Below are 24229 nucleotides of genomic sequence, written 5' to 3' on the forward strand. Positions count from 1 at the left end.
AGATGAACGCAGGCTACCTGTGCGCAGGGTATCGGGCAAAAGATGAATTCGCATCGCTGCATTCCCTGGAGGAATGCCAGCGCGCTCATTAAGATGTTGCCAGGTGGCGCCGCCACGACCTTGCACGGAGCCAACCATGAGCCGCTACAGCCGCCACCTACCCCCGCTCGATACCCTGATCGCCTTCGAGGCTGTGGCCCGTACTGGCAGTTTCACCCGTGCCGCCGGCGAGCTTTACCTGACTCAGAGCGCGGTATCCAAGCAGATTCGCTTGCTCGAAGACCAACTCGGCACCCAGCTGTTCGAACGCCGCGCCCGCGGCATTACGCTGACCACCGCTGGCGAGCACTTCCATGATGTGGTCGAGCCGATGCTGGACAAGCTGCTGGCCAACGTCCAGCGCTTGAAAAGCGGCCATGGCAACCGCCATGTCAGCGTCATCTGCACCCATGCCGTGGCGCAATACTGGTTGTTCCCGCGCCTGCTGCGCTTCAACGAACAGCACCCTGGGCTTACGGTGAACATCCATGCCAGCAACGACATCAACGAGAGCCTGGTTGCCGATTACGACTTCGGTATTCTCTACGGGCATGGCCGCTGGCGTTCGCTGCAAGCCAGCAAGCTGTTCGATGAAGTGATCTACCCGATTGCCAGCAGCCGCTGGGACATCAGCCAGGTCGACAGCCTGGCGGCGCTGCAGGCCATGCCACTGATCCAGCTCGATGCCTCGGCCTGGAACTGCCTGGACTGGCACGACTGGTTCGCCCATTTTGGCCAGCGCTATCAGGCACCCGCCGATGCGCTCACCTTCAACCAGGTGAACTTGGTGTTCGACGCGGTCATGCAAGGAATGGGCGTGGGCCTGGGTTGGGAGTCCATGGCCCGTGAACGCATCAACAGCGGCCTGATCCGCCAGGTGTGCGATTTTGAAGTACGCACCGGTCAGGCCGACTACCTGGTGCACGACCGCCAGGCTCTGCCCTCACCCGCCGCACAGGTGTTTGCCGAGTGGCTGCTGGCACAGGCCTGAATCAGCTGTACTGCTCAAGTACCTCCTGGCCGGTGAGTTCCTTGGTCTGGTTGGCGAAGCAATACCAGGACGGTTTTTCCTCGACGAAGATCTGCAGGTCGAAATCCCACTCTTGGTCGCCATCGAGCAGGCCGACCGGCACGGCGTGGAAGTCGTTGGCCTTGAGCCGGTAGTAAAGGTGCGTGCCGCACCGGCCACAGAAACCACGCTGGGCCCAATCGGACGAATCGTAGACGCTGGGCGCACGCCCTTCGATCAGCGGAGGTTGGCTGCAGTGCACCACCAGCAATGGCCCCCCGGTCCACTTACGGCACATGCTGCAATGGCAGGCGCTGATATGGGTGTTGTCGACGGTGACCGTGAGCCGGGTAGCGCCGCACAGGCAGGTGCCTTGTTTTTCCTTGGCCATGGGTAGTTCCTTGAGCGGAAGATGGGCCTTGTAGGCGCGGCCTTGTGCCGCGCCTACAAGGGACGGTGACAGCGTGTTAAATATAGACAGTACCACGCAGGTACAACGCCGCCCGCCCACTGATGATCACTCGACCATTGCCCGGCACTTCGCACTGCAGCTGCCCTTTGCGTGCCCCGCCTTGCTCGCAGCCCAGCACGCTCTTGCCCAATCTTTCGGCCCAAACCGGCGCCAGCGAGGTGTGCGCAGACCCGGTTACCGGGTCTTCATTCACGCCAACCCGTGGGCCAAACCAGCGGGTGACGAAATCAAAGCCACGCCCTGGCGCAGTCACGGCAATACCGCGCACGTCGAATGCCGACAACGCAACGAAGTCTGGTTTCAGTGTATCGAGCAGCAAAGCGTCATCGATCACCACTACATAATCGTCGCTGCGATACAGCGCCTGTGCCGCGTTCAGACCCAATGCCTGCAACAGGCCCGCCGGGATATCCACGGCTTCCGGTTGCTTAGCCGGGAAGTCCATGGCCAGCAGCCCGTCAGCGCCACGGCTGACGCGCAGTTCGCCACTGCGGGTATTGAAGCGCAGCACCTGCGTCTGCTCACCCAGTTGCTCGAACAGCACATAGGCCGAGGCCAGGGTGGCATGGCCGCACAGGTCGACTTCCACGGTCGGGGTAAACCAGCGCAGGTCGAACGTTTCGCCATTGCGCACGAAGTAGGCGGTTTCCGACAGGTTGTTTTCTTCGGCAATGCGCTGCAGTACATCGTCCGGCAGCCAGCCTTGCAGCGGGATCACTGCGGCCGGGTTGCCACCGAACGGTTCAGCGGAAAAGGCATCGACCTGGAAGATTTCGAGTTGCATGCACACACTCCTGGTTGCCTGGGCGCTGCCAGGCAGTTAACTGGAAAAGGTTACGAGCGTACCGGGGTCAATACCGGCTCACCGGCAAAGAACGCCTGCAGGTTGCGCAGCACCAGTGCCACCGTGTCGCGTGCGGCTTCCGGCGACTGGCCGGCCACATGGGGTGTGAGCACGGTGTTGGCCAAGGCCTTGAGGGCATCGGGCACTGCCGGTTCGTCGTCGAATACGTCCAGCGCGGCGCCAGCCAGCTGGCCATGCTGCAATGCGGTAATCAGGGCCTGCGTGTCGACCACGCTGGCACGGGCGATGTTCACCAGATAGCCCTCAGCCCCCAAAGCCTCCAGCACCTGCGCATGGACCAGATGCCGAGTGTTGGCACCACCCGGGGTGGCAACGACCAGAATGTCGACGGCCTCGGCCAGGTGTCGCGGGCTGTCGTACCAGGTGTAAGGCACATCCTGGCGTGGCGTGCGGCTGTGGTAGCTGATGGGCATGTCGAAGCCCAGGTGAGCACGCTTGGCGATTGCCAGCCCCACTGCGCCAAGGCCCAGAATGCCCAGGCGTTTGCCACTCACCGAAGGGCTGATCACTCGGTTCCATTCCCCGCGCCGGGTACTGGCATCGCCACGGGGAATGTTGCGCAGCAGCGCCAGCAGCAAAGCCAGGGTGTGGTCGGCGACGGCAGCGGCATTGGCCCCGGCACCGTTGGTAACGGTGATGCCGCGGGCTGCGGCGGCAGCCAGGTCGACCTGCTCGTAGCCGGCACCGATCACGCAGATGATCTGCAACTTGGGCAATGCGTCGATTTCGGCGGCAGTCAGCCCCAGTGGCCCACGGGTGAGCACGGCATCGATGTCATCGGCGTGACGCTCAATGGCCTCGGCCCGCAGTTGCGGTGAGGGGGCACGGATCAGGCGGTAACCGGCCTGCTCCAGCATGGGTAGGTAATCATCGACGGTTTCTACCAGTACCAGGACTGTCTTGCGCATGCCACCTCCCAATATGAAGGGGCATTATGCGGAACTACTGTGCAGTACAGTCAATGGGTAATTGCGCGACAAACTGTACTGTATCGGTAGGGTGTGTCATGAGCCCCAAAGCGCTCATTACTGCGCGAATGCTCGCCCCAAGCCTCCCGGCACACCACTGCTGTCAGTTTCCTGCCAAGGCCCATTCGGGCTCAGCGACCAGCTCCAGCCATTGTCAAACCGGTAGTAGGTGCGCTGCCGGTAAAAGGTATTGGGCTGTTTCTCCAATACATATACCCCAAGCTTGGGGTCCCAGTGGCTGGCCCCACCAGGCGGTGGCGCAAAACTGGCCGAGGTGCGCGGCATTGGCTTGGGTATCGCCGCCGGCTTGCTCGGCTGAGTAGAGGGCTGCCCGCCCGGCAACGGCTTGACCACCGGCCCCTGCGGCGGCAAACGCTCGATCGGTGGCGCGGGCTGCTCATACGGCTGATGCACCGTACACGCAGACAAACCCAGGGCCAGGGTAATCAGGGTCAGGCGGACGGTGCTGTGCATGGGATTGCTCTCTTACTGGTCGGGGCTGTCGATGGTCAGGCGCTGGGTGGCCTGAGTAGCGCTTGGCAGCGGTACGCCCTGGCCAATCCACTCGCCGTGAGTAGGCTGGCCAGCGCGCGAAACACGTGCAACCAGTTGGACTTCGGCAAATTGCGACAGTTTCATCTGCGGCATCATTGCGTCAGCATCCGACAATTCCACTTCGATCGGCAACTGCGCCACGGTCACCCGCTTGGCTGCCAGCGGCATCGGTGGGCCATTGCTGGCGCGCGCGAAAATGAACACCGTGTCGTCCGGCTTGACCTTGTCCTTAAGCGCCGCCGCCAGTTCCACACGTACTTTCAGGCGAGCCGCCAAAGGCGCAGGCTCGGCAGCCTGTGCTGGCGCTGCGCCCAGCCGCTCGGCGGCGCGGTCGATACCGCCCTGCAGGGCCGCGCGCGATGTATCCCCCTCCGGCAACTGCGCCAGCAAGCGCTTCCAGTAGTCTATGGCTTCCTGATAGCGCTCACCCTCGAAGGCAGCGATACCGCGCAGGCCCAGGCTGGTGACCTCATTGGGGTCGGCCTTCAGCGCTTCGTCCGTCAGCGCCTGTACCTGCGGGCTCCACTGCTTGTCGGCGGCGAAGTACAAGGCCTGGGCCCACTGCCCGAGCAGTTCGGGCTGGCGACCCGCCAGCGCCACTGCTCGCTCGAAGGTACGCGCGGCATCGGCCGGGCGCTGCTCGGCCATGTAGGCCCGACCGAGGAAATACAGGGCCTCGGCCGAATCCGGCTGAGCCTGCACCACACGCTCCAGGCGTGTGGTCATTTCTTCCATCGACTTCGGCGCCTCGGCGAATTCCTGGGTCAGCGCCACCTTGTCGGCTGCACCGAAGTGCAGGTACAACCCCAGCGCCATCAGCGGTACCAGCACGGCAGCCAGCAGCGGCAGGGCCTTGCCAAGATGGCCCTGGCGTGGGGCCTCGGCGCCCTCGGTGTCGGCCAGCAGCTCGCGGGCTGCCTCGTCACGGCCCTTGGTCAACTGCGCCTCGTCGAGCACACCGGCAGCCTGCTGGGCAGCCAGTTCGGCAACACGCTCCTGGTACAGGGCCACGTTCAGGGCCGTGCGGTCTTCTTCCTGCTGGCGACGACGGCCACGCAGGATCGGGATCAGCAAAAAGCTGAGGGCAGCGAGCAGCAGCAGGCCCGCGCTAAGCCAGAATTCAATCATGGGTCTGTTCTTTTTCCAGCAGTTTGGCGAGACGCTCGCGTTCTTCGGCAGACAACTCATTGGCGCCCTGCACAGCCGCACCACGGCGCCGGCGAACGATCACCGCCAACACCACGAAGCCACCGGCCAGCAAAATCCCCGGGCCGAACCACAGCACCCAGGTACGCCCGCTCAGCGCAGGCTTGTAGCGCACGAAGTCGCCATAGCGGTCGACCATGAAGTCGACGATCTGCTGGTTGCTCTGGCCTTCACCAAGCATGCGGAAGATTTCCCGGCGCAGGTCAGCGGCAATCGGTGCGTTGGAGTCGGCAATGTCCTGGTTCTGGCACTTGGGGCAGCGCAGTTCCTTGGTCAATTGCTGGTAGCGCTCGCGCTCGGCCTCGTCGCGAAACTGGTAGGTGTCGATGGCCGCCTTGGCCACGCCGGCCAGGCTCATGCCCAGTACGGCAGCTGCCAGCCAACGCTTCATGGCTTGGCCTCGTCGACCAGGCCTTGGTACAGCGGCGCCAGCTGCTCACGCCATACGGTGGCATCGACAATGCCCACGTGCTTGTAACGGATGATGCCCTTGGCATCGATCAGGAAGGTTTCCGGCGCGCCGTACACCCCCAGGTCCAGGCCCAGGCTGCCTTGCTCGTCACGGATATCCAGCTGGTAGGGGTTGTGGAACTCGGCCAGCCATTTCTGCGCGGCGGCATTGTCGTCCTTGTAGTTGACCCCGTGGATCACCACACCCTGCTGGGCCAGCTGGTTCAGGTACGGGTGCTCGACCTTGCACGACGGGCACCAGGTGGCCCACACGTTGACCAACGCCGGGCGCCCCTGCAAGTCAGCCTGGGTCAGCGTACGGTCGCCCTGAGTCGAGGCCAGGGAAAACACCGGGAACGGTTTGCCGATCATTGCCGAGGGCAACTCGTCGGGCTTGAGGAACAACCCCTTGTAGAGGAACACCGCCACCAGCAGAAACACCGCCAGGGGGACTACCATGATCCAACGCTTCATGCAGCTGCTCCAGACACGCCCAGGGCATCGCGTACCCGGGTCTTGACCTTGACGCGGTAGCGCCGGTCGAGGGCCGCCAGCAACCCGCCCAGGCCGGTCAACAGACCGCCCAGCCAGATCCAGCGGACATAAGGCTTGATATGCACACGCACGGCCCAGGCGCCGTTCTCCAGCGGCTCGCCAAGGGCGACGTACAGGTCGCGGGTAAAGCCAGCGTCGATGCCTGCTTCGGTCATCATCGACTGCTGCACGGTGTACAGGCGCTTCTCTGGGTGCAAGGTGGTCACTTCACGGCCATTGCGGCTGACCACGATGGTGCCCTTGTCAGAGATGAAGTTCGGCCCTTCGAAGTGCTTGGCGCCCTGGAACAGGAAGTGGTAACCACCCAGCTCCACGCTTTCGCCCGGCGCCATGCGCAGGTCGCGTTCGGCGCTGTTGTTGCTCGACAGCACCACGCCCAGCGCGCACACCGCCAGGCCCAGGTGCGCCAGTTGCATGCCCCAGTAGCTGCGGCCCAGGCCGGGCAGCCCCTTGACCAGGCCCTTGTGGCGGGTCTTGTCGAGAATGTCACGCAGCCCGCCGAGCACCACCCAGGCAGCCAGGGCGAAGGCCGTCAGGGTCGGCCAGTCGAAGTCGTCGACGATGAAGCCGGCAACCGGGGCAAGGATGGCGCTGCCGATCAGCACCGGGGTCATCATGCTGACCAGCCATTTGCCCGGGGTGTCCTTCCAGCGCACGACCACGCCAATGCTCAGCACTACCATCAGCAGCGCCATCAGCGGCAGGAACAAGGCATCGAAGTACGGCGGGCCGACCGACAGCTTGGCCCCCGTCAACGCATCGAGTACCAGCGGGTACAGGGTGCCGAGCAGAATCATCGAAGCCGCCACCACCAGTACCAGGTTGTTGGCCAACAGCAGCGTTTCCCGCGACCACAGGGCGAACCCGACCTGGCTCTTGACCACCGGTGCGCGCAGGGCGAACAGGGTGAGCGAACCACCGACCACGAACAGCAGGAAAATCAGGATGAAAATGCCCCGCGACGGGTCGGCGGCAAATGCGTGCACCGAGGTCAGCACGCCCGAGCGCACCAGGAAGGTACCCAACAGGCTCAGCGAGAATGCGGCAATTGCCAGCAGCACGGTCCAGCTCTTGAACACCCCGCGCTTTTCGGTCACTGCAAGCGAGTGGATCAGCGCCGTACCCACCAGCCAAGGCATGAACGAGGCGTTTTCCACCGGGTCCCAGAACCACCAGCCGCCCCAGCCCAGCTCGTAGTAGGCCCACCACGAGCCCAGGGTGATACCCACGCCGAGGAAGGCCCAGGCGACGATGGTCCACGGCCGCGACCAGCGCGCCCAGGCGGCGTCGAGGCGGCCGCCGAGCAAGGCGGCAATGGCGAAGGCGAAGGCCACCGAAAAGCCCACGTAGCCCATGTACAGCATCGGCGGGTGAACGATCAGGCCAAAGTCCTGCAGCAGCGGGTTGAGGTCACGGCCATCGGTCGGCACCTGCGGCAGCAGGCGCTGGAACGGGTTGGAGGTAATGATCAGGAAGCTCAGGAAGCCCACGCTGATCATGCCCATGACCGCCAGCACGCGGGCCAGCATCACCTGCGGCAACTGCCGCGAAAACACCGACACGGCAAAGGTCCAGCCGCCGAGGATCAATGCCCACAACAGCAACGAGCCTTCGTGGGCACCCCACACCGCGCTGAACTTGTAGTACCAGGGCAAGGCGCTGTTGGAGTTGCTGGCTACATAGGCGACCGAGAAGTTATCGGTCATGAAGGCATGGGTCAGGCAGGCGAAGGCGAACGCCAGGAAGGCAAACTGCCCCCACGCCGCCGGCCGTGCCAGGCTCATCCACAGGCTGTCGCCACGCCAGGCACCGAGCAGCGGCACACTGGCCTGCACAGCGGCAAAGCAAATGGCCAGGATCATCGCCAACTGGCCCAGTTCGGGGATCACCAACGCGGCGTTCATGGCTTGGCCTCCCCGCCCGTGGCGGCCTGGCCGCTTTCTTTCAGGGCTTTGCTCACCTCGGGCGGCATGTACTTCTCGTCGTGCTTGGCCAGCACTTCATCGGCCACCACCACGCCGTCGGCGTTGACCTTGCCAAGGGCGACAATGCCCTGCCCTTCACGGAACAGGTCGGGCAGGATGCCACGGTAGGTGATCGGCACTGACTTGTTGAAGTCGGTGACCACGAAGCGCACGTCCAGTGAGTCGGACGAACGTTGCACCGAGCCTTTCTCGACCATGCCGCCAGCGCGGATGCGCGTGTCCAGCGGTGCTTCGCCGTTGGCGATCTGGGTCGGTGTGTAGAACAGGTTGATGTTCTGCTGCAATGCGCTCAAGGCAAAGCCGACGGCAACCCCGACGCCGACCAGCAGGCCGACGATGAGCAACAGGCGTTTCTTGCGCTGCGGATTCACTGGTTGTTCTCCCGGCGCAAACGGCGCGCCTCTTCTTGCAGGTAGCGACGGCGGGCCAGCAGTGGCGCGGCGACATTCAGCGCCAGCACCGCCAGGCAAATGCCATAGGCCGACCACACGTACAGGCCATGGTGGCCCATGGCGAGAAAGTCACCGAAGGTGGCAAAGCTCATTGTGCGGCCCTCCGCCCCAGGCTGTTCAACACTTCATCCTTGACCCAACTGGCGCGCGCCTCGCGCTTGAGCACTTCAAGGCGCATGCGCAGCAACAGCACGGCGCCGAAGAAGCAATAGAAGCCCAGCGCCGTGCACAGCAGCGGCAGCCACATTTCTGCAGGCATCGCCGGTTTTTCGGTGAGGGTGAAGGTGGCGCCCTGGTGCAGGGTGTTCCACCACTCCACCGAATACTTGATGATCGGGATGTTCACCACGCCGACGATCGCCAGCACCGCGCAGGCCTTGGCCGCACTGTCACGATTACTGATCGCCTGGCCCAGCGCAATAATGCCGAAGTACAGGAACAGCAGGATGAGCATGGACGTAAGGCGGGCATCCCACACCCACCAGCTGCCCCAGGTCGGCTTGCCCCAGATGGCGCCGGTCACCAGCGCCACGGCGGTCATCCAGGCGCCGATGGGCGCGGCGCATTGCAGGGCGACGTCGGCCAGTTTCATCTTCCACACCAGCCCCACCACCCCGGCCACTGCCAGCAGCACGTAGCAGGACTGCGCCAGCATCGCCGCCGGCACGTGGATATAGATGATGCGGAAGCTGTTGCCTTGCTGGTAGTCCTGGGGAGCGAAGGCCAGGCCCCAGGTGATACCGACCAGCAGCAGGAGCACGGCAGCGCCGGCCAGCCATGGCAGCATGCGGCCGCTGATGGCATAGAACCATTTCGGGGAGCCCAGCTTGTGGAACCACGTCCAGCTTATTTTCATCAGGGTACATCCAGGGTATTTGCCGGGCTTGAGAGCCCGGGACTCGTTATTCGCCGACGCTGATCTTCAGGCCGGCCGCTATCGCAAAGGGTGCCAGGGTCACGGCCAGTGCCGTGAGGCTGGCGAGCCAGAGCAGGTGGCCGGTTGCCGGCATATTTTGCAACGCCGCTTGCAACGCACCACTGCCCAGGATCAATACAGGGATATACAACGGCAGAATCAGCAACGCCAGTAACAAACCACCGCGCTTAAGGCCGACTGTCAGCGCCGCGCCTACCGCACCCAGCAGGCTCAATACCGGCGTGCCCAACAGCAGAGACCCAAGTAGCACCGGCAGGCAATGGCTCGGCAGCCCCAGCATCAGCGCCAGCAACGGCGCCAACAATACCAGCGCCAGCCCGGAAAAGATCCAGTGCGCCAGCACCTTGGCCAGCACCAGCAATGCCAGCGGGTGTGGCGACAGCACCCATTGCTCCAGCGAGCCGTCTTCGAAATCGCTGCGAAACAGGCCGTCCAGTGACAGTAGCACCGCCAGCAATGCTGCCACCCAGACCAAGCCCGGCGACAAAGTTTGCAACAATTGGCTTTCCGGGCCGACCGCCAGCGGGAACAAGGCTACGACGATGGCGAAAAACACCAGCGGGTTGGCCAGCTCGGCCGGGCGACGGAACAGCAGGCGCGCTTCGCGGCGCAGCAACAAAATGAACACACTCATGCCGCCCATTGCCCCAGGTTCAGTTCACGGTAACCGGAGGGCTTGCGTTCCAGCGTGTGGTGGGTGGTCAGTACCACCGTGCCGCCCTGCTCGCAGTGGGCCGCCAGGTGAGCTTCCAGCTGCGCCACACCTTGCTTGTCGAGCGCAGTGAAGGGTTCGTCGAGAATCCACAGCGGCGGGCAAGCCAGGTGCAACCGGGCCAGGGCCACGCGGCGCTGCTGGCCGGCCGACAGGGTATGGCAGGGTACATCTTCGAAACCGCGCAAGCCGACAGCCTCCAGCGCCGCCCAGATCGCTTCGCGGCTGGCCGGCTGATGCAGGGCGCACAGCCAGGTAAGGTTTTCCTCGGCGGTGAGCAGGTCCTTGATGCCGGCGGCATGGCCAATCCACAGCAGAATGCTGGCCAGGGCATGGCGCTGTTCGGCCAGTGGCTTGCCGCCCAGCAGGATCTGCCCGGCGGTCGGCTGCATCAGCCCGGCCAGCAGCCGCAGCAGGCTGGTCTTGCCGCTGCCGTTGGGGCCGCTGATCTGCAGCATGTCGCCGGCGCCCAGCTCGAAATCGAGCTGTTCGAACAGCAGGCGCCAGTCGCGCTCGCAGGCCAGGCCCGCGGCTTGGAGGTGAAGGGTCACGGTTTCGCCTTATCTTTGTAGGGCTTCGCGCCGGCGACGCCGGCCCGAAGCCCTTGTGTCTCAAGTCACCCGGCGCGCTGCCGTTATACTGGCAACCACGGGCGCTCGGCATTATTACACGCGCCGCCGCGCTGCCAAGAGGCCGGGCTCGACAGGTTGTATACAATCATGACTGAAATCAATAGTCTCGGCGCACAAACCGCGCTCAACAGCCAAGCCATGAAGGCCGGCATGACCGGCGAACTGCTGCGCCTGATCCAGGCTCAGCCCGGCCTGTTGGCCCCCGGCGAGACCGCGCAGGCCGAAGTCGTGTCGTTGCGCCAAACCGGCCAGGAGTTTCAGCTGGTGCTGCGCCTGATCCAGGCCAACGGTGTGCAGACCCAACTGCAGGCCAACGCCAGCCAGCCTCTGCCCCAAGGCAGCCAGGTCACGGTCAGCCAAACCGAAAGCAACCGCCTGGCGATCATGCTGCAACAGGCGAGCGCCAGCCAGGTCGCCACCCTTACCCAACTCGATACCAGCAAAGTGCCGGTCGGCACCCTGCTGCAAGGCAAGGTGCTGACCAACCAGGCACTGGCTCAGGCACCCGGCCAACCGACAGTCTACCGGGCGCTGGTCAGCCTGCTCAACAGCGCCCAGGCCGGCGCCACCCTGAGCATCGACAGCCCGCGTCCGCTGGCCATTGGCAGCCTGCTCAGCGCGCTGGTGCAGGGTGACCAGTCGCTGCGTTTCGTGCCGCTTAGCGGCAGGCAGGACCAACTCAGCATTGCCCAGCAGTTGCTTACCCAGCAAAACCGCCAGGCCTCGCTGCCCGGCCTGCTCAACGCGCTGCAACAGCTTACCCGCGACCCTGGCGCCGATGGCGACCTGCGCGCCAGCGCCGAACGCCTGCTGGCCGGCCTGCCGGATGCCCGGCAACTGGGCGATGCCAAGGGCGTGGCCCAGGCCCTTAACAACAGCGGTGCTTTCTTCGAAGCGAAACTGCTGGGCGGGTTCCCCGCCAGCGTCGCCACCGACCTCAAGGCACACTTGCTGCGGCTGGTCGGCCAGGCCCCGGCCCTCCCGACGGGCACCATCAACCTGGCCCCCGCCAGCCTTGCCGTGACCATGCCGGCGCTGGCACGCAGCGCCCTGGGCATGCTCGAACGGGTCAGCCCCAAACCGCAGCCGGGGGCATTTCCGCTGCCCACGCGCCTGCTCAAGGCCCTGGAGGACGAAGGCGACCTGCAACAGCTGCTGCGCCTGGCTGCAGCTGCCGTTTCACGCCTGCAGAACCACGCCATGAGCAGCCTGCAACAAACCGGCACGCTGGAAAACGGCAACCTGCAGACCACCTGGCAAACGGAAGTGCCGATCCGCCACGGCCAGGAATTCATCCCGCTGCAGGTCAAACTGCAACGCGAAGAAACCCCGCAACAGCAGGCCGACCGCCAACATGAAGCGCAAGACCCGCTGCAAGCCCTGTGGCGTATCGAGCTGGCTTTCGACCTTTCACCACTGGGGCCCATGCAGGTGCAGGCACAATTGAGCCAGGGCCGCCTGAGCGGGCAACTGTGGGCAGAGCGCGAGCCAACCGCGCGGCTGATCGATACCCAGCTCGGTGCCCTGCGCGAGCGCCTGCTGGCACGAGGCCTGGATGTTGGCGACCTGGAATGCCACCCCGGCACGCCGCCACAAGGCCCGCGTACGCGGGTAGAACAACGCTGGGTGGATGAAAACGCATGAGTCAGAAGCACACACGCCAAGCCATTGCCCTGAACTACGATGGCCAGCAGGCCCCTACCCTCAGCGCCAAGGGTGATGATGCGCTGGCCGAAGCCATCCTGGCCCTGGCCCGCGAGCACGAGGTGCCGATCTATGAAAACGCCGAACTGGTGAGGCTGCTTGCACGCCTGGAACTGGGCGAGCAAATACCAGAGGCGTTGTACCTGACCATTGCCGAGATCATTGCATTTGCCTGGCAGTTACGCGGCAAAGTCCCCTACGGCTTCGACACTTCATCAAAAGGTGAGCGTGACGTGACCGAGGTGCTCCCGCTTCTGCCTGGCCCGCCGGCTTGAGTCTCTGGCTCAGCACTATCTACCGCTCCCCTGTCGATCAGTCGATCAATGCTGTGGGTTTCCCAAACCACGGAGACCGACATGACCACCCCGCACATCAATGCTGCCGGCGTACAAAGGGTTCGCGATCATCTGGCTATCCTTCCCCGTCCTGACCACGAGGCCAAACGGGCAATTGCCGATTGGCTAACCAGGCAGGGTGTGAACCTTGACCCTGACCTGATCGATGTTGTCACGCTGCATGTTCACCCCCATGGCTTCGCCAGCTACCAAGCTGTGGTCGTCCAACGTATCAGCCTTACCCAGGCGGTACTGACGAATTGGCAAGGCGAATCCAACAACAATTTCTTCGGCGGGTTATTCAGAGAACCGTGGGCCGGCAAGCTGCCGGAAGATGGCCCGATCACGCTGGTCGATCACTTACCCCCACAACCCATTTACGATAATGGCGCCTGGTATCAAGTGTTCAATGGCCTGTTCAGGCGCACCACGCCCGCCCGTTACGATCACTCGACACTGCTCGACATCCACGCCGAAGCACTGCAAGCACATATAGAAGCACTGGACTTCCACACCCGTTACAGGGCGTCGCTCGATACCTACTGGCACAAACACCTGGCGGACTATCGACTGTGCTGCAAGCTCAACTTCATCGCTGCCTGCAACAAACAGGTCGCAGAAGGCAGCCTGAGCGATGCCGCACGCAAACTGGCCTGGCGCGCCGCCGAGCTGATTCCGCGCGGCAAACGTTTACGCTTGAGCACCCTGAGCATCTACGGCTATGCCGCTACCGATTTGCTCTACATCAACGATGGCAAGACCGACCTGAGCCTGCTCTACGCACCAGGTAACAGTTCGCCAATACTTGAGTTCGCCAGCGAAAATCTATTGAAAGACTGGATGGGTGAACGGTGTAGAGACGCAGCCGGGCGCCAGGCGCTCAAACAACATTTCCGCTTGGCCGACGGCCCGCAGGGCATCGATTTCAGTGGCCTGGACACTGCGCTGGAAGGCCTGGGTGTCTACCCGCTCTACCACCGTCTGCCAGCGGAACATGGCTTTTTCAACGATGACGGCAAATGGCCGCCGCGTACCTATGTCAATTACCGTCCGGACAAGTACAACCCCGACATTACCGGCGACCTGTTTCAGGCCATGGCTGAGCGGCAGCGCCAACGTTGCTACGACGATGCCGACTTCATCATCACCAGCAATGCGCAGGTAAACAAATCCAGATGGGCCAGCTACCTGAATAGCACCCTGAATCTTGTGGCGCCGTTGACATTCGTGGTGCCTGGGCTTGCTCCCCTGCTTGCACTGGGCGGAATAACACAGCTTGCCCTTGGCCTGGACCAGGCTATCAATGGGAAAACCTTGCGCGACAAGCAGCAAGGGGTGGGCAATATCGCTTATGGGCTCTTGAATGCGACCCCCTTGGCCGCTGAAGTCATGGTCAAAGGCACTGCACTGTTCCGCTTTCAGGAGGACGGCTTCGTTCTCCCGCGCAAAATCAATGAGCAATGGGGATACCCTCTGAGCCCCGTAAGCCCGCCCCATTTACCGGAAGTGGAGGTAGCGCCCTATTTCCACCACCCCGCGCACATAGCGCCACTGGAAGGTGCTGATGCCGAAGTGGCCAATTCGGTACGGCGCTATCCCAAGTACAACGGTGATACGGATCAGCTTGTCGGTTACTTGGAAGAGGTACCCGGCTACGTGGAGGAACTCGACCTTGTGTATGACATGGAAACCGATTTGTTCATCACCATTGAAGGTACCAACGAGGTAGCACCGGTTTACTACGAGGCCGAGCCCGGGACCGGCAACGTACGCATCGCCAACCCCGAAGGCCGTAACGTCACCGACCAGATGCGCATGGCATCCCTGCGTGCACTGGGTATCGATGTGCAATTTCCCATACAGCTACCGGCCCCGATCGTCCAAGGCGCTCACCCCATCCCCAAGCTCATTTCGTCACTGTGGGTTGGCGATAAACCCCTTGGCGACACGTTGCTGGATACACTGGCGAACAATGCAGGATTGCTGCGCGATAGCGCTTACCGTTATCGGTTATTCCTGTCTAAAGCAAACCCCGAGGCCTATGCGCAGAACCTGCGCAACCTGGATGCAAAAGTACCTGGGTTGCAAGTGTTGGCCCTGGAAGACCAGGCATTCTTCAAAGCCTTCGAACAAAGCCCGTACTTTGCCCAGTATCAAGCGGCAATCGATGGCAATGGCGGTGTAGCCACCAACTTTTCCTCAGCGTCGGATGTGTTGCGCTACCCGATACTGCACGCCGAAGGCGGGTTGTACATGGACGTCGATGACCAGCTGCTAGGCACTGCTGCCGGCACCTCCCAGAACACAGCGGCCATCGATACCGTTGCCCTGGTCACCACCGATGACGGGTTGTTGTTGTACCCGCCCATGCAGAACGAGAAGCTGGGCATGAACACGCTGTTCAATACCAGCATGATTGGCAGCCACGCCGGTAACCCAATACTGTTGACGATTTGCGAAGAGATGCGTGCCCGCTACCTGGTCAACGCGGACTTTTATCAGCTGCGCCCCACGTTGGCAGATGACCCCGCGGGTTTCTACCGCTATGCCAACCGGCTAAGCGAGCTGTGCGGCCCCGGCATGCTCAATGCCGTGATAGACCGGGCTCTTCCAGATCTCTATTGCATGCGTCAGATTCACAACCTGTACATGATGCCGCGCATCAACAGCTTCCTGTACGTAGACCTGGAAGCTTTCAAGGCTTTACAGCTCCAGCGCACACCACTTTCCCGCGTGGCCAAAGTGGGCGGCATGCATTCCTGGGCCACTACCTGAATGCCAAGGCGGCAACACCCCTGAACGAAACGGGCGGCCTGGGCCGCCCGTTTGATCAGCCGCTGCGATGCAGCTTGCTCATCAATTCCGCCTCGGCCTGGGTCAGGCCGCAGCTTTCGGTCAGCTCGGCCACGCTGGCGCCCATCCCCACCAGCTTGGCCGCCTGAGAAAACGTGACGTTGTTGGGGTCGCGCTGCTCCAGTTGCTGGATCTTGTCGGGCAGCGGGGCCATCGTCACGCTCAGCTCGTGCAGCGCTTCGCCCATGCGCACGGTGCCGTTCTGGTAGTCGTCCAGGCGCTTGGCCAAGTCCTTGATGCGCTGGTCACGCAGCGCGTCGCCCTCGGCCTGCTGCGCAGCCAGCTCGCGCTGGCGCTTGCTGTAGTTGAGGAAGAACCACAGGCTCAGCGCCCAGACCAGCGCCAGGAAGATGACAGCAACCTGTAGAATCAACTCAGATGTTCTCCAGCTCGGACCATTCTTCCTCGGTCATCATCTTGTCCAGCTCGACCAGAATCAGCAGTTCGCCATTCTTGTTGCACACACCCTGGATGAACTTGGCCGACTCTTCGTTACCCACGTTCGGCGCGGTCTCGATTTCGGACTGGCGCAGGTAAACCACTTCGGCCACGCTGTCCACCAGAATGCCGACCACCTGCTTGTCAGCCTCGATGATGACGATACGGGTATTGTCGGTGACTTCAGTCGGCATCAGGCCAAAACGCTGACGGGTGTCGATCACCGTCACCACATTGCCGCGCAGGTTGATGATACCCAGCACATAGCTTGGCGCGCCCGGCACCGGGGCAATCTCGGTGTAGCGCAGCACTTCCTGCACCTGCATCACGTTGATGCCGTAGGACTCGTTGTCCAGACGGAAGGTAACCCACTGCAGGATCGGATCTTCAGAACCTTGTGCAGACGACTTTTTCATTCCCCTACCCTCAAAATCCGCCGTTGGCGGTGTGTTCGGTGTCATTTCTGTTTGGCATGCATCTGCTTGACCGCGCCACTGGCGATCAACTCGGCCAGTGCGGCGACGTCGAGCAGTGCACACATGTGTTCGATCACGGTACCGGCCAGCCACGGGCGCTGACCACGCTGGCTGCGCCACTTGATCTCGGACGGGTCCAGGCGCAGCGAGCGGCTGACCTGGTGCACCGCCAGCCCCCATTCGTAACCTTGTACGGAAATCACGTATTGCAGGCCCTGGCGAAAGTCATCGCGGTAGCGGTCGGGCATTACCCAGCGCGCGGTGTCCAATACCTTCAGGTTGCCTGCCTGGCAAGTCAGGATGCCGAGGAACCAGTCGGGTTGACCGAACAGGGGCGTCAGCTCCTGGCCCGCCAAGGTGTAGATCGAGCCCAGGCACACCAACGGCACCGCCAAAGTCAGGCCGGCAACATCGAACAGCAGGCATTCGAACGGCTCGGCCGCCCACACCGGGCGACCGTCGACGGTGGCCGGGGGCAGAGGCAGGTTGGGTGCTGGCAGGTGCACATCGACCAGCGGTACAGCCGGTTCCACGGCTTGCTCTTCGACCAGCACCGGGATAGCGGCTTCGGCCACCACCGCCTGCTCGACCACCGCCACCACCGGCGCTTCCACCGGCATTACGCTGGGCAAAACCGCCAATCTGGGTTCAGCGAACGGCCGCGAAGCAACGCTGACGGTGGCTTCAGCAGGTTCAGGCTGGGCCAGCGGCCGGGCATCGCGTACCTGCTCCTCACGCACCGCCTCGGCGAACTCATCCGCCGCCGGCGGCTCGCTCAGGTCTTCAGCCTCGGTGGCCTCCTGCAGCAGGCCGTCGAGGTATGACTGCAGGGCCATCTGTGGCCGGGTGCTGGTGTGCCGAATCTGGGTCATCAGGCCACCTGCACTGAAGGCTTGTTGGTCAGCAGGTGCTTGAGCAGCGCCCGGTAGGCAATCAGCCCACGGCTCTTGCTGTCGAACTGCGACGGAGTGACGCCTTTGCGGCTGGCATCGCGCAGGCGCGTATCGACAGGAATGTAGCCCTGCCACACCTGCTGGCCATAGCTATCGCGCAACTGCTTGAGCGTGCCCAGCGAAGCCTGGGTACGGCGGTCGAACAAAGTCGGCACGATCTGGTACGGCAGCGCCTGCTTGCGCGAACGGTTGACCATGGCCAAGGTCCCGACCATTCGCTCCAGGCCCTTCACCGCCAGGAATTCGGTTTGCACCGGAATCACCAGTTGCTGGCTGGCGGCCAAGGCATTGACCATCAGCACGCCCAGCAAAGGGGGGCTGTCGATCAGGGCAAAGTCGAAATCCTGCCACAGCTGCGCCAGACTCTTGGCGATGACCAGGCCCAAGCCATTCTGCCCCGGCGACTGGCGCTCCAGCACCGCCAGCGCGGTACTCGACGGCAACAGCGAAATGCGCTCGTCGCTGGTGGGCAGCAGCAGTTGCCCAGGCAAGCCCTCGGGCACCGCGCCCTTGTTCAGGAACAGGTCGTAGCAGCTGTGCTCCAAGGCATCCGGGTTGTGCCCGAAATAGCTGGTCATCGAGCCATGCGGGTCGAGGTCGACGACGACCACGCGCTTGCCGGCCTCGGCCAGCAGGCCGGCCAGGGCGATGGTAGTGGTGGTCTTGCCCACGCCACCTTTTTGATTGGCTACTGCCCAGACTCTCATAGGACGACTCTTGACTCATTCATTACACCGGAGACCCGTGGAAGCTGGCTTGCCGGCAAGCCAGCTTCCACAAGTCAAGCGGTGACAGAGAATTGACGAGTTACTGCCCCGCCACCGTTGCTGGCGTTGCCGGTGCACTTTGTGTGCCAGCCCGGCGCAATGCGGCATCCGGCGTGGCATTGGCACTGCCCGAACCAGTCAGGCTGCGGCGCACTTCGAGGTTGCGGGAAATCACCAGCACCACCCGACGGTTGCGTGCGCGGCCGTCAGCGGTGTCGTTGCTGGCCACCGGCTGGTACTCGCCATAGCCAACCGAGGCCATGCGCGCCGGGTTGACCCCTTCCATGGCCAGCAGACGCACGATGCTTGCCGCCCGCGCCGACGACAGCTCCCAGTTGGTCGGGTACTGCGCGGTGCGGATCGGCAGGTTGTCGGTGAAGCCTTCGACGTGCACCGGGTTGGCGAACGGCTTGAGAATGTTGGCCACCTTGTCGATGATCGCAAACGCCTTGTCACTGGGCATGGCATCGCCACTGCCGAACAACAGCGACGAATTCAACTCGATCTCGATCCACAGCTCGTTGCCACGCACGGTCATCTGGTTACTGTTGATCAGGTCGCCAAAAGCGTCGCGCACATCATCGCTGATGGTTTTCAACGGGTCGACATTGGTCGCGGCCAGGCCCGCCTCGGTCTGCTCGCTGTCTTTCACCAGTGGCTCTGCCGGGCGCACGCTCAATGGCTGTTCATCGCCAATGGGGATCGGCTTCATGCTGCGCTCGGGGTCATTGAAGACACCAAGCAAGGCCTGGGAAATAACCTTGTACTTGCCCTCGTTGATCGAGGAAATCGAGTACATCACCACGAAAAAGGCGAACAGCAAAGTAATGAAGTCGGCGTAAGACACCAACCAGCGCTCGTGGTTTTCGTGTTCCTCGGTATGACGACGGCGACGCATGGTTACTCCATGAAGCCTTGCAGCTTCAGCTCGATCGAGCGCGGGTTTTCACCCTCGGCAATCGACAACAAGCCTTCGAGCAGCATCTCGCGGTAGCGCGACTGGCGCATCACGTTGGCCTTGAGCTTGTTGGCAATCGGCAGCAGGATCAGGTTGGCGCTGGCCACGCCGTAGATAGTGGCGACGAAGGCCACGGCAATACCGTTGCCCAGCTGGGACGGGTCAGCCAGGTTGCCCATCACGTGGATAAGGCCCATCACCGCACCGATGATGCCGATGGTTGGCGCGTAGCCGCCCATGCTCTCGAACACCTTGGCAGCCTGGATGTCACGGGCTTCCTGGGTCAGAAAGTCGACTTCAAGAATGCTGCGGATGGCTTCTGGCTCGGCGCCATCCACCAGCAGCTGCAGGCCCTTGCGCGCATACGGGTCGGGCTCGCTGTCGGCCACGCTTTCCAGGCCGAGCAGGCCTTCCTTGCGCGCGGTCAAGCTCCAGTTCACCACGCGATCGATACCGCCCGCCAGGTCAACCCGTGGCGGAAAGAGAATCCAGCGCAAAATCTGCAAGGCGCGCTTGAACGACGACAGTGGCGACTGCAGCAACGCCGCCGCCAGGGTGCCGCCCAGCACGATCAGTGCCGCCGGGCCATTGATCAGGGCACCGACATGGCCGCCTTCGAGGAAGTTGCCCCCGACGATGGCAACAAACGCGAGGATCAGGCCGATCAGGCTGAGGACATCCATCAGACGCACGCCTCCACCAGGTGCTTGCCGATTTCGTCCAGGCTGTACACCGCATCGGCCAGGTTGGCCTTGACGATGGCCATGGGCATGCCATAAATCACGCAGCTGGCTTCATCCTGGGCCCACACCGTGCTGCCCCCCTGCTTGAGCAGGCGCGCGCCTTCGCGGCCATCGGCGCCCATGCCGGTGAGCACCACCGACAACACCTTGTCACCATACGACTTGGCCGCCGAACCGAACGTGATGTCCACGCAGGGTTTGTAGTTCAGGCGCTCGTCACCGGGCAGGATCTTCACCGTGCCACGGCCATCGATCATCATCTGCTTGCCACCAGGGGCCAGCAGGGCCAGGCCAGGGCGCAGCATGTCGCCGTCCTCGGCCTCCTTGACGCTGATGCGGCACAGCTTGTCCAGGCGCTCGGCAAAGGCCTTGGTGAAGGCCGCCGGCATGTGCTGGATCAGCACGATCGGCGCCGGGAAATTGGCCGGCAATTGGGTCAATACCCGCTGCAGGGCCACCGGGCCACCCGTGGAGGTGCCGATAGCCACCAGTTTGTAGGGCTTGCGCTTGGGCGCTGGCGAGTGCGTGGCCGCCGGGGCCGGGGCCGCTGCACGGGCAGGCACAGCCGGGCGCGCCTGCGCCGGGCTGGTGAAGGTGCTGGCGGGCGCGTGGCTACTGGCAGGCGCAGGCGCGGCGACCGGGGCCGTTCTGGCATAGCTGCCAATACGGCGGTTGCTGCGGGAAATGGTATGCACCTTTTCGCACAGCAGTTGCTTGACCTTGTCGGGGTTGCGCGAGATGTCTTCGAAGTTTTTCGGCAGGTAATCCACCGCGCCGGCGTCCAGCGCGTCGAGGGTCACGCGGGCGCCCTCATGGGTCAACGACGAGAACATCAATACGGGCGTCGGGCAGCGCTGCATGATGTGCCGCACAGCAGTGATGCCATCCATCATGGGCATTTCGTAGTCCATGGTGATGACATCGGGCTTGAGCGCCAGCGCCTGGTCGATTGCTTCCTTGCCGTTGGTCGCGGTACCCACTACCTGGATCGTCGGATCCGCCGAGAGGATTTCCGAGACGCGGCGGCGGAAGAAACCGGAATCATCCACCACCAGGACCTTGACTGCCATAAACACTCCATTAGGCGGCGCAACCCGCCAGGGTGCGCCACCGAAATCAAATACGCCGCGCGGCGTAACGCTTGAGCATGCTCGGGACGTCGAGAATCAACGCAATGCGACCGTCGCCAGTGATGGTGGCCCCGGACATGCCCGGGGTGCCCTGCAGCATCTTGCCCAGTGGCTTGATTACCACTTCTTCCTGGCCCACCAGTTGATCGACGACAAAGCCGATGCGTTGGGTGCCGACCGACAGGATCACCACATGGCCCTCGTGCTGCTCTTCGTGCACCTGGCCCTGGACCAGCCAGCGCTTGAGGTAGAACAGCGGCAGCGCCTTGTCGCGCACGATCACCACTTCCTGGCCGTCGACCACGTTGGTGCGCGACAGGTCGAGGTGGAAGATCTCATTGACGTTGACCAGCGGGAAGGCAAACGCCTGGTTGCCCAGCATCACCATCAGGGTGGGCATGATCGCCAGGGTCAACGGCACCTTGATGACGATCTTCGAGCCCTGGCCCTTGGCCGAGAAGATGTTGATCGAACCGTTGAGCTGGGAAATCTTGGTCTTCACCACGTCCATGCCCACGCCACGGCCGGACACGTCGGAAATCTCAGTCTTGGTCGAGAAGCCTGGGGCGAAGATCAGGTTGTAGCAGTCCGACTCGCTCAACCGCTCGGCGGCGTCCTTGTCCATCAGGCCCTTTTCCACGGCCTTGGCACGCAGGATGTTGGGGTCCATGCCCTTGCCGTCGTCCGAGATCGACAACAGGATGTGGTCGCCTTCCTGTTCGGCCGACAGCACTACGCGGCCAGTGCGCGCCTTGCCGGAAGCTTCACGCTCATCGGGCATCTCGATACCGTGGTCGACAGCGTTGCGCACCAAGTGCACCAGCGGGTCGGCCAGGGCCTCGACCAGGTTCTTGTCCAGGTCGGTCTCTTCGCCGACCAGCTCCAGGTTGATCTCTTTCTTCAGTTGGCGAGCCAGGTCGCGAACCAGCCGCGGGAAGCGGCCGAAGACTTTCTTGATCGGCTGCATGCGGGTTTTCATCACCGCGGTCTGCAGGTCGGCGGTGACCACATCGAGGTTGGACACGGCCTTGGACATGGCCTCGTCACCGCTGTTCAGGCCCAGGCGCACCAGGCGGTTACGCACCAGCACCAGTTCGCCGACCATGTTCATGATCTCGTCCAGGCGTGCGGTATCGACGCGCACGGTGGTTTCCGCTTCGCTGACGGCATGCTTGTCGGCGGTCGGCGCCGGTGCGCGCGGTGCTGCGGCAGGTTTGCTGGCCGGCGCTGGCGCGGCGGCGGGCTTGGCCACCGGCTGGCTGGTGGCCTTGGCGGCAGCCGGCGCTTGCACCTTGGCCGCAGCCGGCGTCTCGACAGCGGCAACGTCACCACCGAACTTGCCCTTGCCATGCAACTGGTCCAGCAGGGCCTCGAACTCGTGCTCGCTGATTTCATCGCTGGTGGCGCTGTTGTCGGCCACGGCAGGCGCCGGCGCCTTGACGGCAGGCAAGGCGTCAGCCTGGAAAGTACCCTTGCCATGCAGCTGGTCGAGCAGCGATTCGAATTCGGCGTCGGTGATTTCGTCACTGAGCGCTTCGGCGCTGACGGCAGCCGGCGGCACAGCAACCTCGGCACTGAACTGGCCTTTGCCGTGCAACTGGTCGAGCAGCGATTCGAACTCGGCGTCGGTGATTTCGTCACCGGCACCACTGACGGCCTCGCCCTGCATCTGTTCATCGGCCGCCGCTTGCGCCTTGACCGCATCGAGCGAATCGAGCAGCTGCTCGAACTCGCTGTCGGTGATGTCCTGCTGTTGCTCCTCGGCCTCTGCCGGCTCCGCAACCGCCACCTCGGCAACGGGCGCCGGCGCTGCAACAGCTTCGGCCCCACCAGGTTCGGCCAGGCGCGACAACGCGGCCAGCAACTCAGGGGTGGCGGGCGTGACTTCGGCACGCTCGCGCACCTGGCCAAACATGCTGTTGACCGTATCCAGTGCCTCGAGCACCACATCCATCAGTTCCGCATCGACCCGGCGCTCACCTTTGCGCAGGACGTCGAACACGTTCTCGGCGATATGGCAGCACTCCACCAGCTCGTTCAGCTGGAGGAAGCCGGCGCCCCCTTTTACAGTGTGGAAACCGCGAAAGATCGCATTGAGCAGGTCGGCATCGTCGGGCCGGCTTTCCAGCTCGACCAGTTGCTCGGACAGTTGCTCAAGAATTTCGCCGGCTTCTACCAGGAAATCCTGGAGGATTTCTTCATCGGCGCCGAAGCTCATCAAACGTGCTCCTTAAAAACCCAGGCTGGACAGCAGATCATCGACATCGTCCTGACCGGACACGACGTCTTCACGCTTATCGGCATGAATCTGCGGACCTTCACCCCGAGTCGGATGTTTTTCTCGATCTTTTTCTGCGCGCAATTGATCGTGGTCATGCTGAATGCCTGCAAAACGATCAACTTGGCTGGCCATCAGCACCAGTTTCAGCAGGTTGCTTTCCACTTCGGTTACCAGGCTGGTAACGCGTTTGATCACCTGGCCGGTCAGGTCCTGATAGTCCTGAGCCAGCAAAATGTCGTTGAGGTGGCCGGCGACCTTGCGGTTACCTTCGGCGCTGTGCGTCAGGAAACTGTCGACACGCTTGACCAGGTCACGGAATTCCGGCGCAGCCACTTCGCGGCGCATGAAGCGTTGCCAGTCGGTACTCAAGGCCTTGGCCTCGCTTGCCAGGTCGTTGAGCACCGGGGTGCTTTCCTCGACCAGGTCCATGGTGCGGTTGGCCGCGCCTTCGGTCAGCTTGACCACGTACGACAAGCGCTCGGTGGCGTCGGTAATCTGCGACACCTCCTCAGCCTGCGGCATGGTCGGGTCGATCTGGAAACTGACGATGGCGCTGTGCAGCTCGCGGGTCAGCTTTCCCACTTCCTGGTACAGGCCGCGATCGCGGGTTTGGTTCAGCTCGTGAATCAGCTGCACCGCCTCGCCGAAACGGCCCCGCTCCAGGCTTTCGACCAACTCCTGGGCATGCTTCTTCAGGGTCGATTCGAACTCGCCCAAAGAGGTTTGTGATGAATCCATGGCGCGCCCCCTGACG

The 24229-nt window shown here is 63.0% G+C and carries 26 protein-coding genes; 4 read left to right on the forward strand and 22 right to left on the reverse strand.

The window, feature by feature from the left end:
- Positions 1-136: 136 nt before the first annotated feature.
- Positions 137-1030 carry a LysR substrate-binding domain-containing protein gene (locus APH35_RS07525; RefSeq protein WP_060493018.1) on the forward strand — a complete coding sequence of 298 codons (894 nt, stop codon included), beginning with the start codon at positions 137-139 and terminating at the stop codon, positions 1028-1030.
- 1 nt (position 1031) lies between these two features.
- On the opposite strand, the gene APH35_RS07530 is transcribed toward APH35_RS07525, so the two are convergent.
- From APH35_RS07530 to ccmA, 13 genes are all read right to left on the reverse strand, one after another.
- Positions 1032-1439, reverse strand: coding sequence for a GFA family protein (locus APH35_RS07530; protein ID WP_012273464.1), 408 nt, complete (start codon positions 1437-1439; stop codon positions 1032-1034).
- A 76-nt stretch (positions 1440-1515) separates the two neighbouring features.
- On the reverse strand, positions 1516-2304 hold the full coding sequence (locus APH35_RS07535) for a PhzF family phenazine biosynthesis protein (protein ID WP_060493019.1): 789 nt from the start codon (positions 2302-2304) through the stop codon (positions 1516-1518).
- Between the two features lie 50 nt (positions 2305-2354).
- On the reverse strand, positions 2355-3293 hold the full coding sequence (locus tag APH35_RS07540) for a 2-hydroxyacid dehydrogenase (RefSeq protein WP_060514502.1): 939 nt from the start codon (positions 3291-3293) through the stop codon (positions 2355-2357).
- A 117-nt stretch (positions 3294-3410) separates the two neighbouring features.
- Positions 3411-3827 (reverse strand): hypothetical protein, encoded by a 417-nt coding sequence (locus APH35_RS07545; protein WP_060493021.1) that lies wholly within the window; start codon positions 3825-3827, stop codon positions 3411-3413.
- A gap of 12 nt (positions 3828-3839) precedes the next feature.
- Positions 3840-5036 carry a c-type cytochrome biogenesis protein CcmI gene (ccmI, locus tag APH35_RS07550; protein ID WP_060514503.1) on the reverse strand — a complete coding sequence of 399 codons (1197 nt, stop codon included), beginning with the start codon at positions 5034-5036 and terminating at the stop codon, positions 3840-3842.
- Positions 5029-5505: a cytochrome c-type biogenesis protein gene (locus APH35_RS07555; protein WP_060514504.1), complete on the reverse strand. Its 477-nt coding sequence runs from the start codon at positions 5503-5505 to the stop codon at positions 5029-5031. The genes ccmI and APH35_RS07555 overlap by 8 nt, the downstream gene beginning before the upstream one ends.
- Positions 5502-6038 (reverse strand): DsbE family thiol:disulfide interchange protein, encoded by a 537-nt coding sequence (locus APH35_RS07560; RefSeq protein ID WP_012273472.1) that lies wholly within the window; start codon positions 6036-6038, stop codon positions 5502-5504. The genes APH35_RS07555 and APH35_RS07560 overlap by 4 nt, the downstream gene beginning before the upstream one ends.
- Positions 6035-8008, reverse strand: coding sequence for a heme lyase CcmF/NrfE family subunit (locus APH35_RS07565; RefSeq protein WP_171577282.1), 1974 nt, complete (start codon positions 8006-8008; stop codon positions 6035-6037). The genes APH35_RS07560 and APH35_RS07565 overlap by 4 nt, the downstream gene beginning before the upstream one ends.
- Positions 8009-8019: 11 nt before the next feature.
- On the reverse strand, positions 8020-8475 hold the full coding sequence (gene ccmE / locus APH35_RS07570) for a cytochrome c maturation protein CcmE (protein WP_012273474.1): 456 nt from the start codon (positions 8473-8475) through the stop codon (positions 8020-8022).
- Positions 8472-8648 carry a heme exporter protein CcmD gene (gene ccmD / locus APH35_RS07575; RefSeq protein ID WP_012273475.1) on the reverse strand — a complete coding sequence of 59 codons (177 nt, stop codon included), beginning with the start codon at positions 8646-8648 and terminating at the stop codon, positions 8472-8474. The genes ccmE and ccmD overlap by 4 nt, the downstream gene beginning before the upstream one ends.
- Entirely contained in the window at positions 8645-9412 is a 768-nt protein-coding gene (locus tag APH35_RS07580; RefSeq protein ID WP_012273476.1) for a heme ABC transporter permease, read from the reverse strand. The genes ccmD and APH35_RS07580 overlap by 4 nt, the downstream gene beginning before the upstream one ends.
- Positions 9413-9458: 46 nt before the next feature.
- Entirely contained in the window at positions 9459-10136 is a 678-nt protein-coding gene (ccmB, locus tag APH35_RS07585) for a heme exporter protein CcmB (RefSeq protein ID WP_013973563.1), read from the reverse strand.
- Positions 10124-10756, reverse strand: a complete 633-nt coding sequence (ccmA, locus tag APH35_RS07590; RefSeq protein ID WP_012273478.1) for a cytochrome c biogenesis heme-transporting ATPase CcmA — start codon at positions 10754-10756, stop codon at positions 10124-10126. The genes ccmB and ccmA overlap by 13 nt, the downstream gene beginning before the upstream one ends.
- A gap of 168 nt (positions 10757-10924) precedes the next feature.
- On the opposite strand from ccmA, the gene APH35_RS07595 reads away from it, so the two are divergent.
- The 3 genes from APH35_RS07595 to APH35_RS07605 all read left to right on the forward strand — a co-directional run bounded on the left by APH35_RS07595 (position 10925) and on the right by APH35_RS07605 (position 15651).
- Entirely contained in the window at positions 10925-12481 is a 1557-nt protein-coding gene (locus APH35_RS07595) for a flagellar hook-length control protein FliK (protein WP_060493022.1), read from the forward strand.
- On the forward strand, positions 12478-12816 hold the full coding sequence (locus APH35_RS07600) for an EscU/YscU/HrcU family type III secretion system export apparatus switch protein (RefSeq protein WP_012273480.1): 339 nt from the start codon (positions 12478-12480) through the stop codon (positions 12814-12816). Before APH35_RS07595 ends, APH35_RS07600 begins: the two co-directional genes overlap by 4 nt.
- Positions 12817-12897: 81 nt before the next feature.
- Positions 12898-15651, forward strand: a complete 2754-nt coding sequence (locus APH35_RS07605) for a dermonecrotic toxin domain-containing protein (protein WP_060514505.1) — start codon at positions 12898-12900, stop codon at positions 15649-15651.
- 55 nt (positions 15652-15706) lie between these two features.
- Here the strand turns inward: APH35_RS07605 and APH35_RS07610 are convergent, their stop codons facing one another.
- The 9 genes from APH35_RS07610 to APH35_RS07650 form a co-directional block, all read right to left on the reverse strand.
- Complete coding sequence (locus APH35_RS07610) at positions 15707-16102, reverse strand: DUF2802 domain-containing protein (protein WP_012273482.1); 396 nt, start codon at positions 16100-16102, stop codon at positions 15707-15709.
- A 1-nt stretch (position 16103) separates the two neighbouring features.
- A complete protein-coding gene (locus tag APH35_RS07615) occupies positions 16104-16583 on the reverse strand; it encodes a chemotaxis protein CheW (protein WP_003254393.1) in 480 nt (159 codons plus the stop codon).
- A gap of 41 nt (positions 16584-16624) precedes the next feature.
- Positions 16625-17515, reverse strand: a complete 891-nt coding sequence (locus tag APH35_RS07620) for a CheW domain-containing protein (protein WP_060493024.1) — start codon at positions 17513-17515, stop codon at positions 16625-16627.
- Positions 17515-18303: a ParA family protein gene (locus APH35_RS07625; RefSeq protein WP_060514506.1), complete on the reverse strand. Its 789-nt coding sequence runs from the start codon at positions 18301-18303 to the stop codon at positions 17515-17517. The genes APH35_RS07620 and APH35_RS07625 overlap by 1 nt, the downstream gene beginning before the upstream one ends.
- A gap of 100 nt (positions 18304-18403) precedes the next feature.
- Entirely contained in the window at positions 18404-19261 is an 858-nt protein-coding gene (motD, locus tag APH35_RS07630; RefSeq protein ID WP_012273485.1) for a flagellar motor protein MotD, read from the reverse strand.
- 2 nt (positions 19262-19263) lie between these two features.
- Positions 19264-20004 carry a flagellar motor protein gene (locus tag APH35_RS07635; protein ID WP_012273486.1) on the reverse strand — a complete coding sequence of 247 codons (741 nt, stop codon included), beginning with the start codon at positions 20002-20004 and terminating at the stop codon, positions 19264-19266.
- On the reverse strand, positions 20004-21134 hold the full coding sequence (locus tag APH35_RS07640; RefSeq protein ID WP_012273487.1) for a protein-glutamate methylesterase/protein-glutamine glutaminase: 1131 nt from the start codon (positions 21132-21134) through the stop codon (positions 20004-20006). The genes APH35_RS07635 and APH35_RS07640 overlap by 1 nt, the downstream gene beginning before the upstream one ends.
- 46 nt (positions 21135-21180) lie before the next feature.
- The gene (locus APH35_RS07645; protein WP_012273488.1) at positions 21181-23412 is read right to left on the reverse strand and encodes a chemotaxis protein CheA; all 2232 of its coding nucleotides are present in this window, start codon (positions 23410-23412) and stop codon (positions 21181-21183) included.
- Positions 23413-23424: 12 nt separating this feature from the next.
- Positions 23425-24213: a protein phosphatase CheZ gene (locus APH35_RS07650; RefSeq protein ID WP_012273489.1), complete on the reverse strand. Its 789-nt coding sequence runs from the start codon at positions 24211-24213 to the stop codon at positions 23425-23427.
- Between the last annotated feature and the right edge of the window lie 16 nt (positions 24214-24229).

Source organism: Pseudomonas sp. NBRC 111132, from assembly GCF_001320565.1.
In the GTDB taxonomy this organism is placed as follows: Bacteria; Pseudomonadota; Gammaproteobacteria; order Pseudomonadales; family Pseudomonadaceae; genus Aquipseudomonas; species Aquipseudomonas putida_P.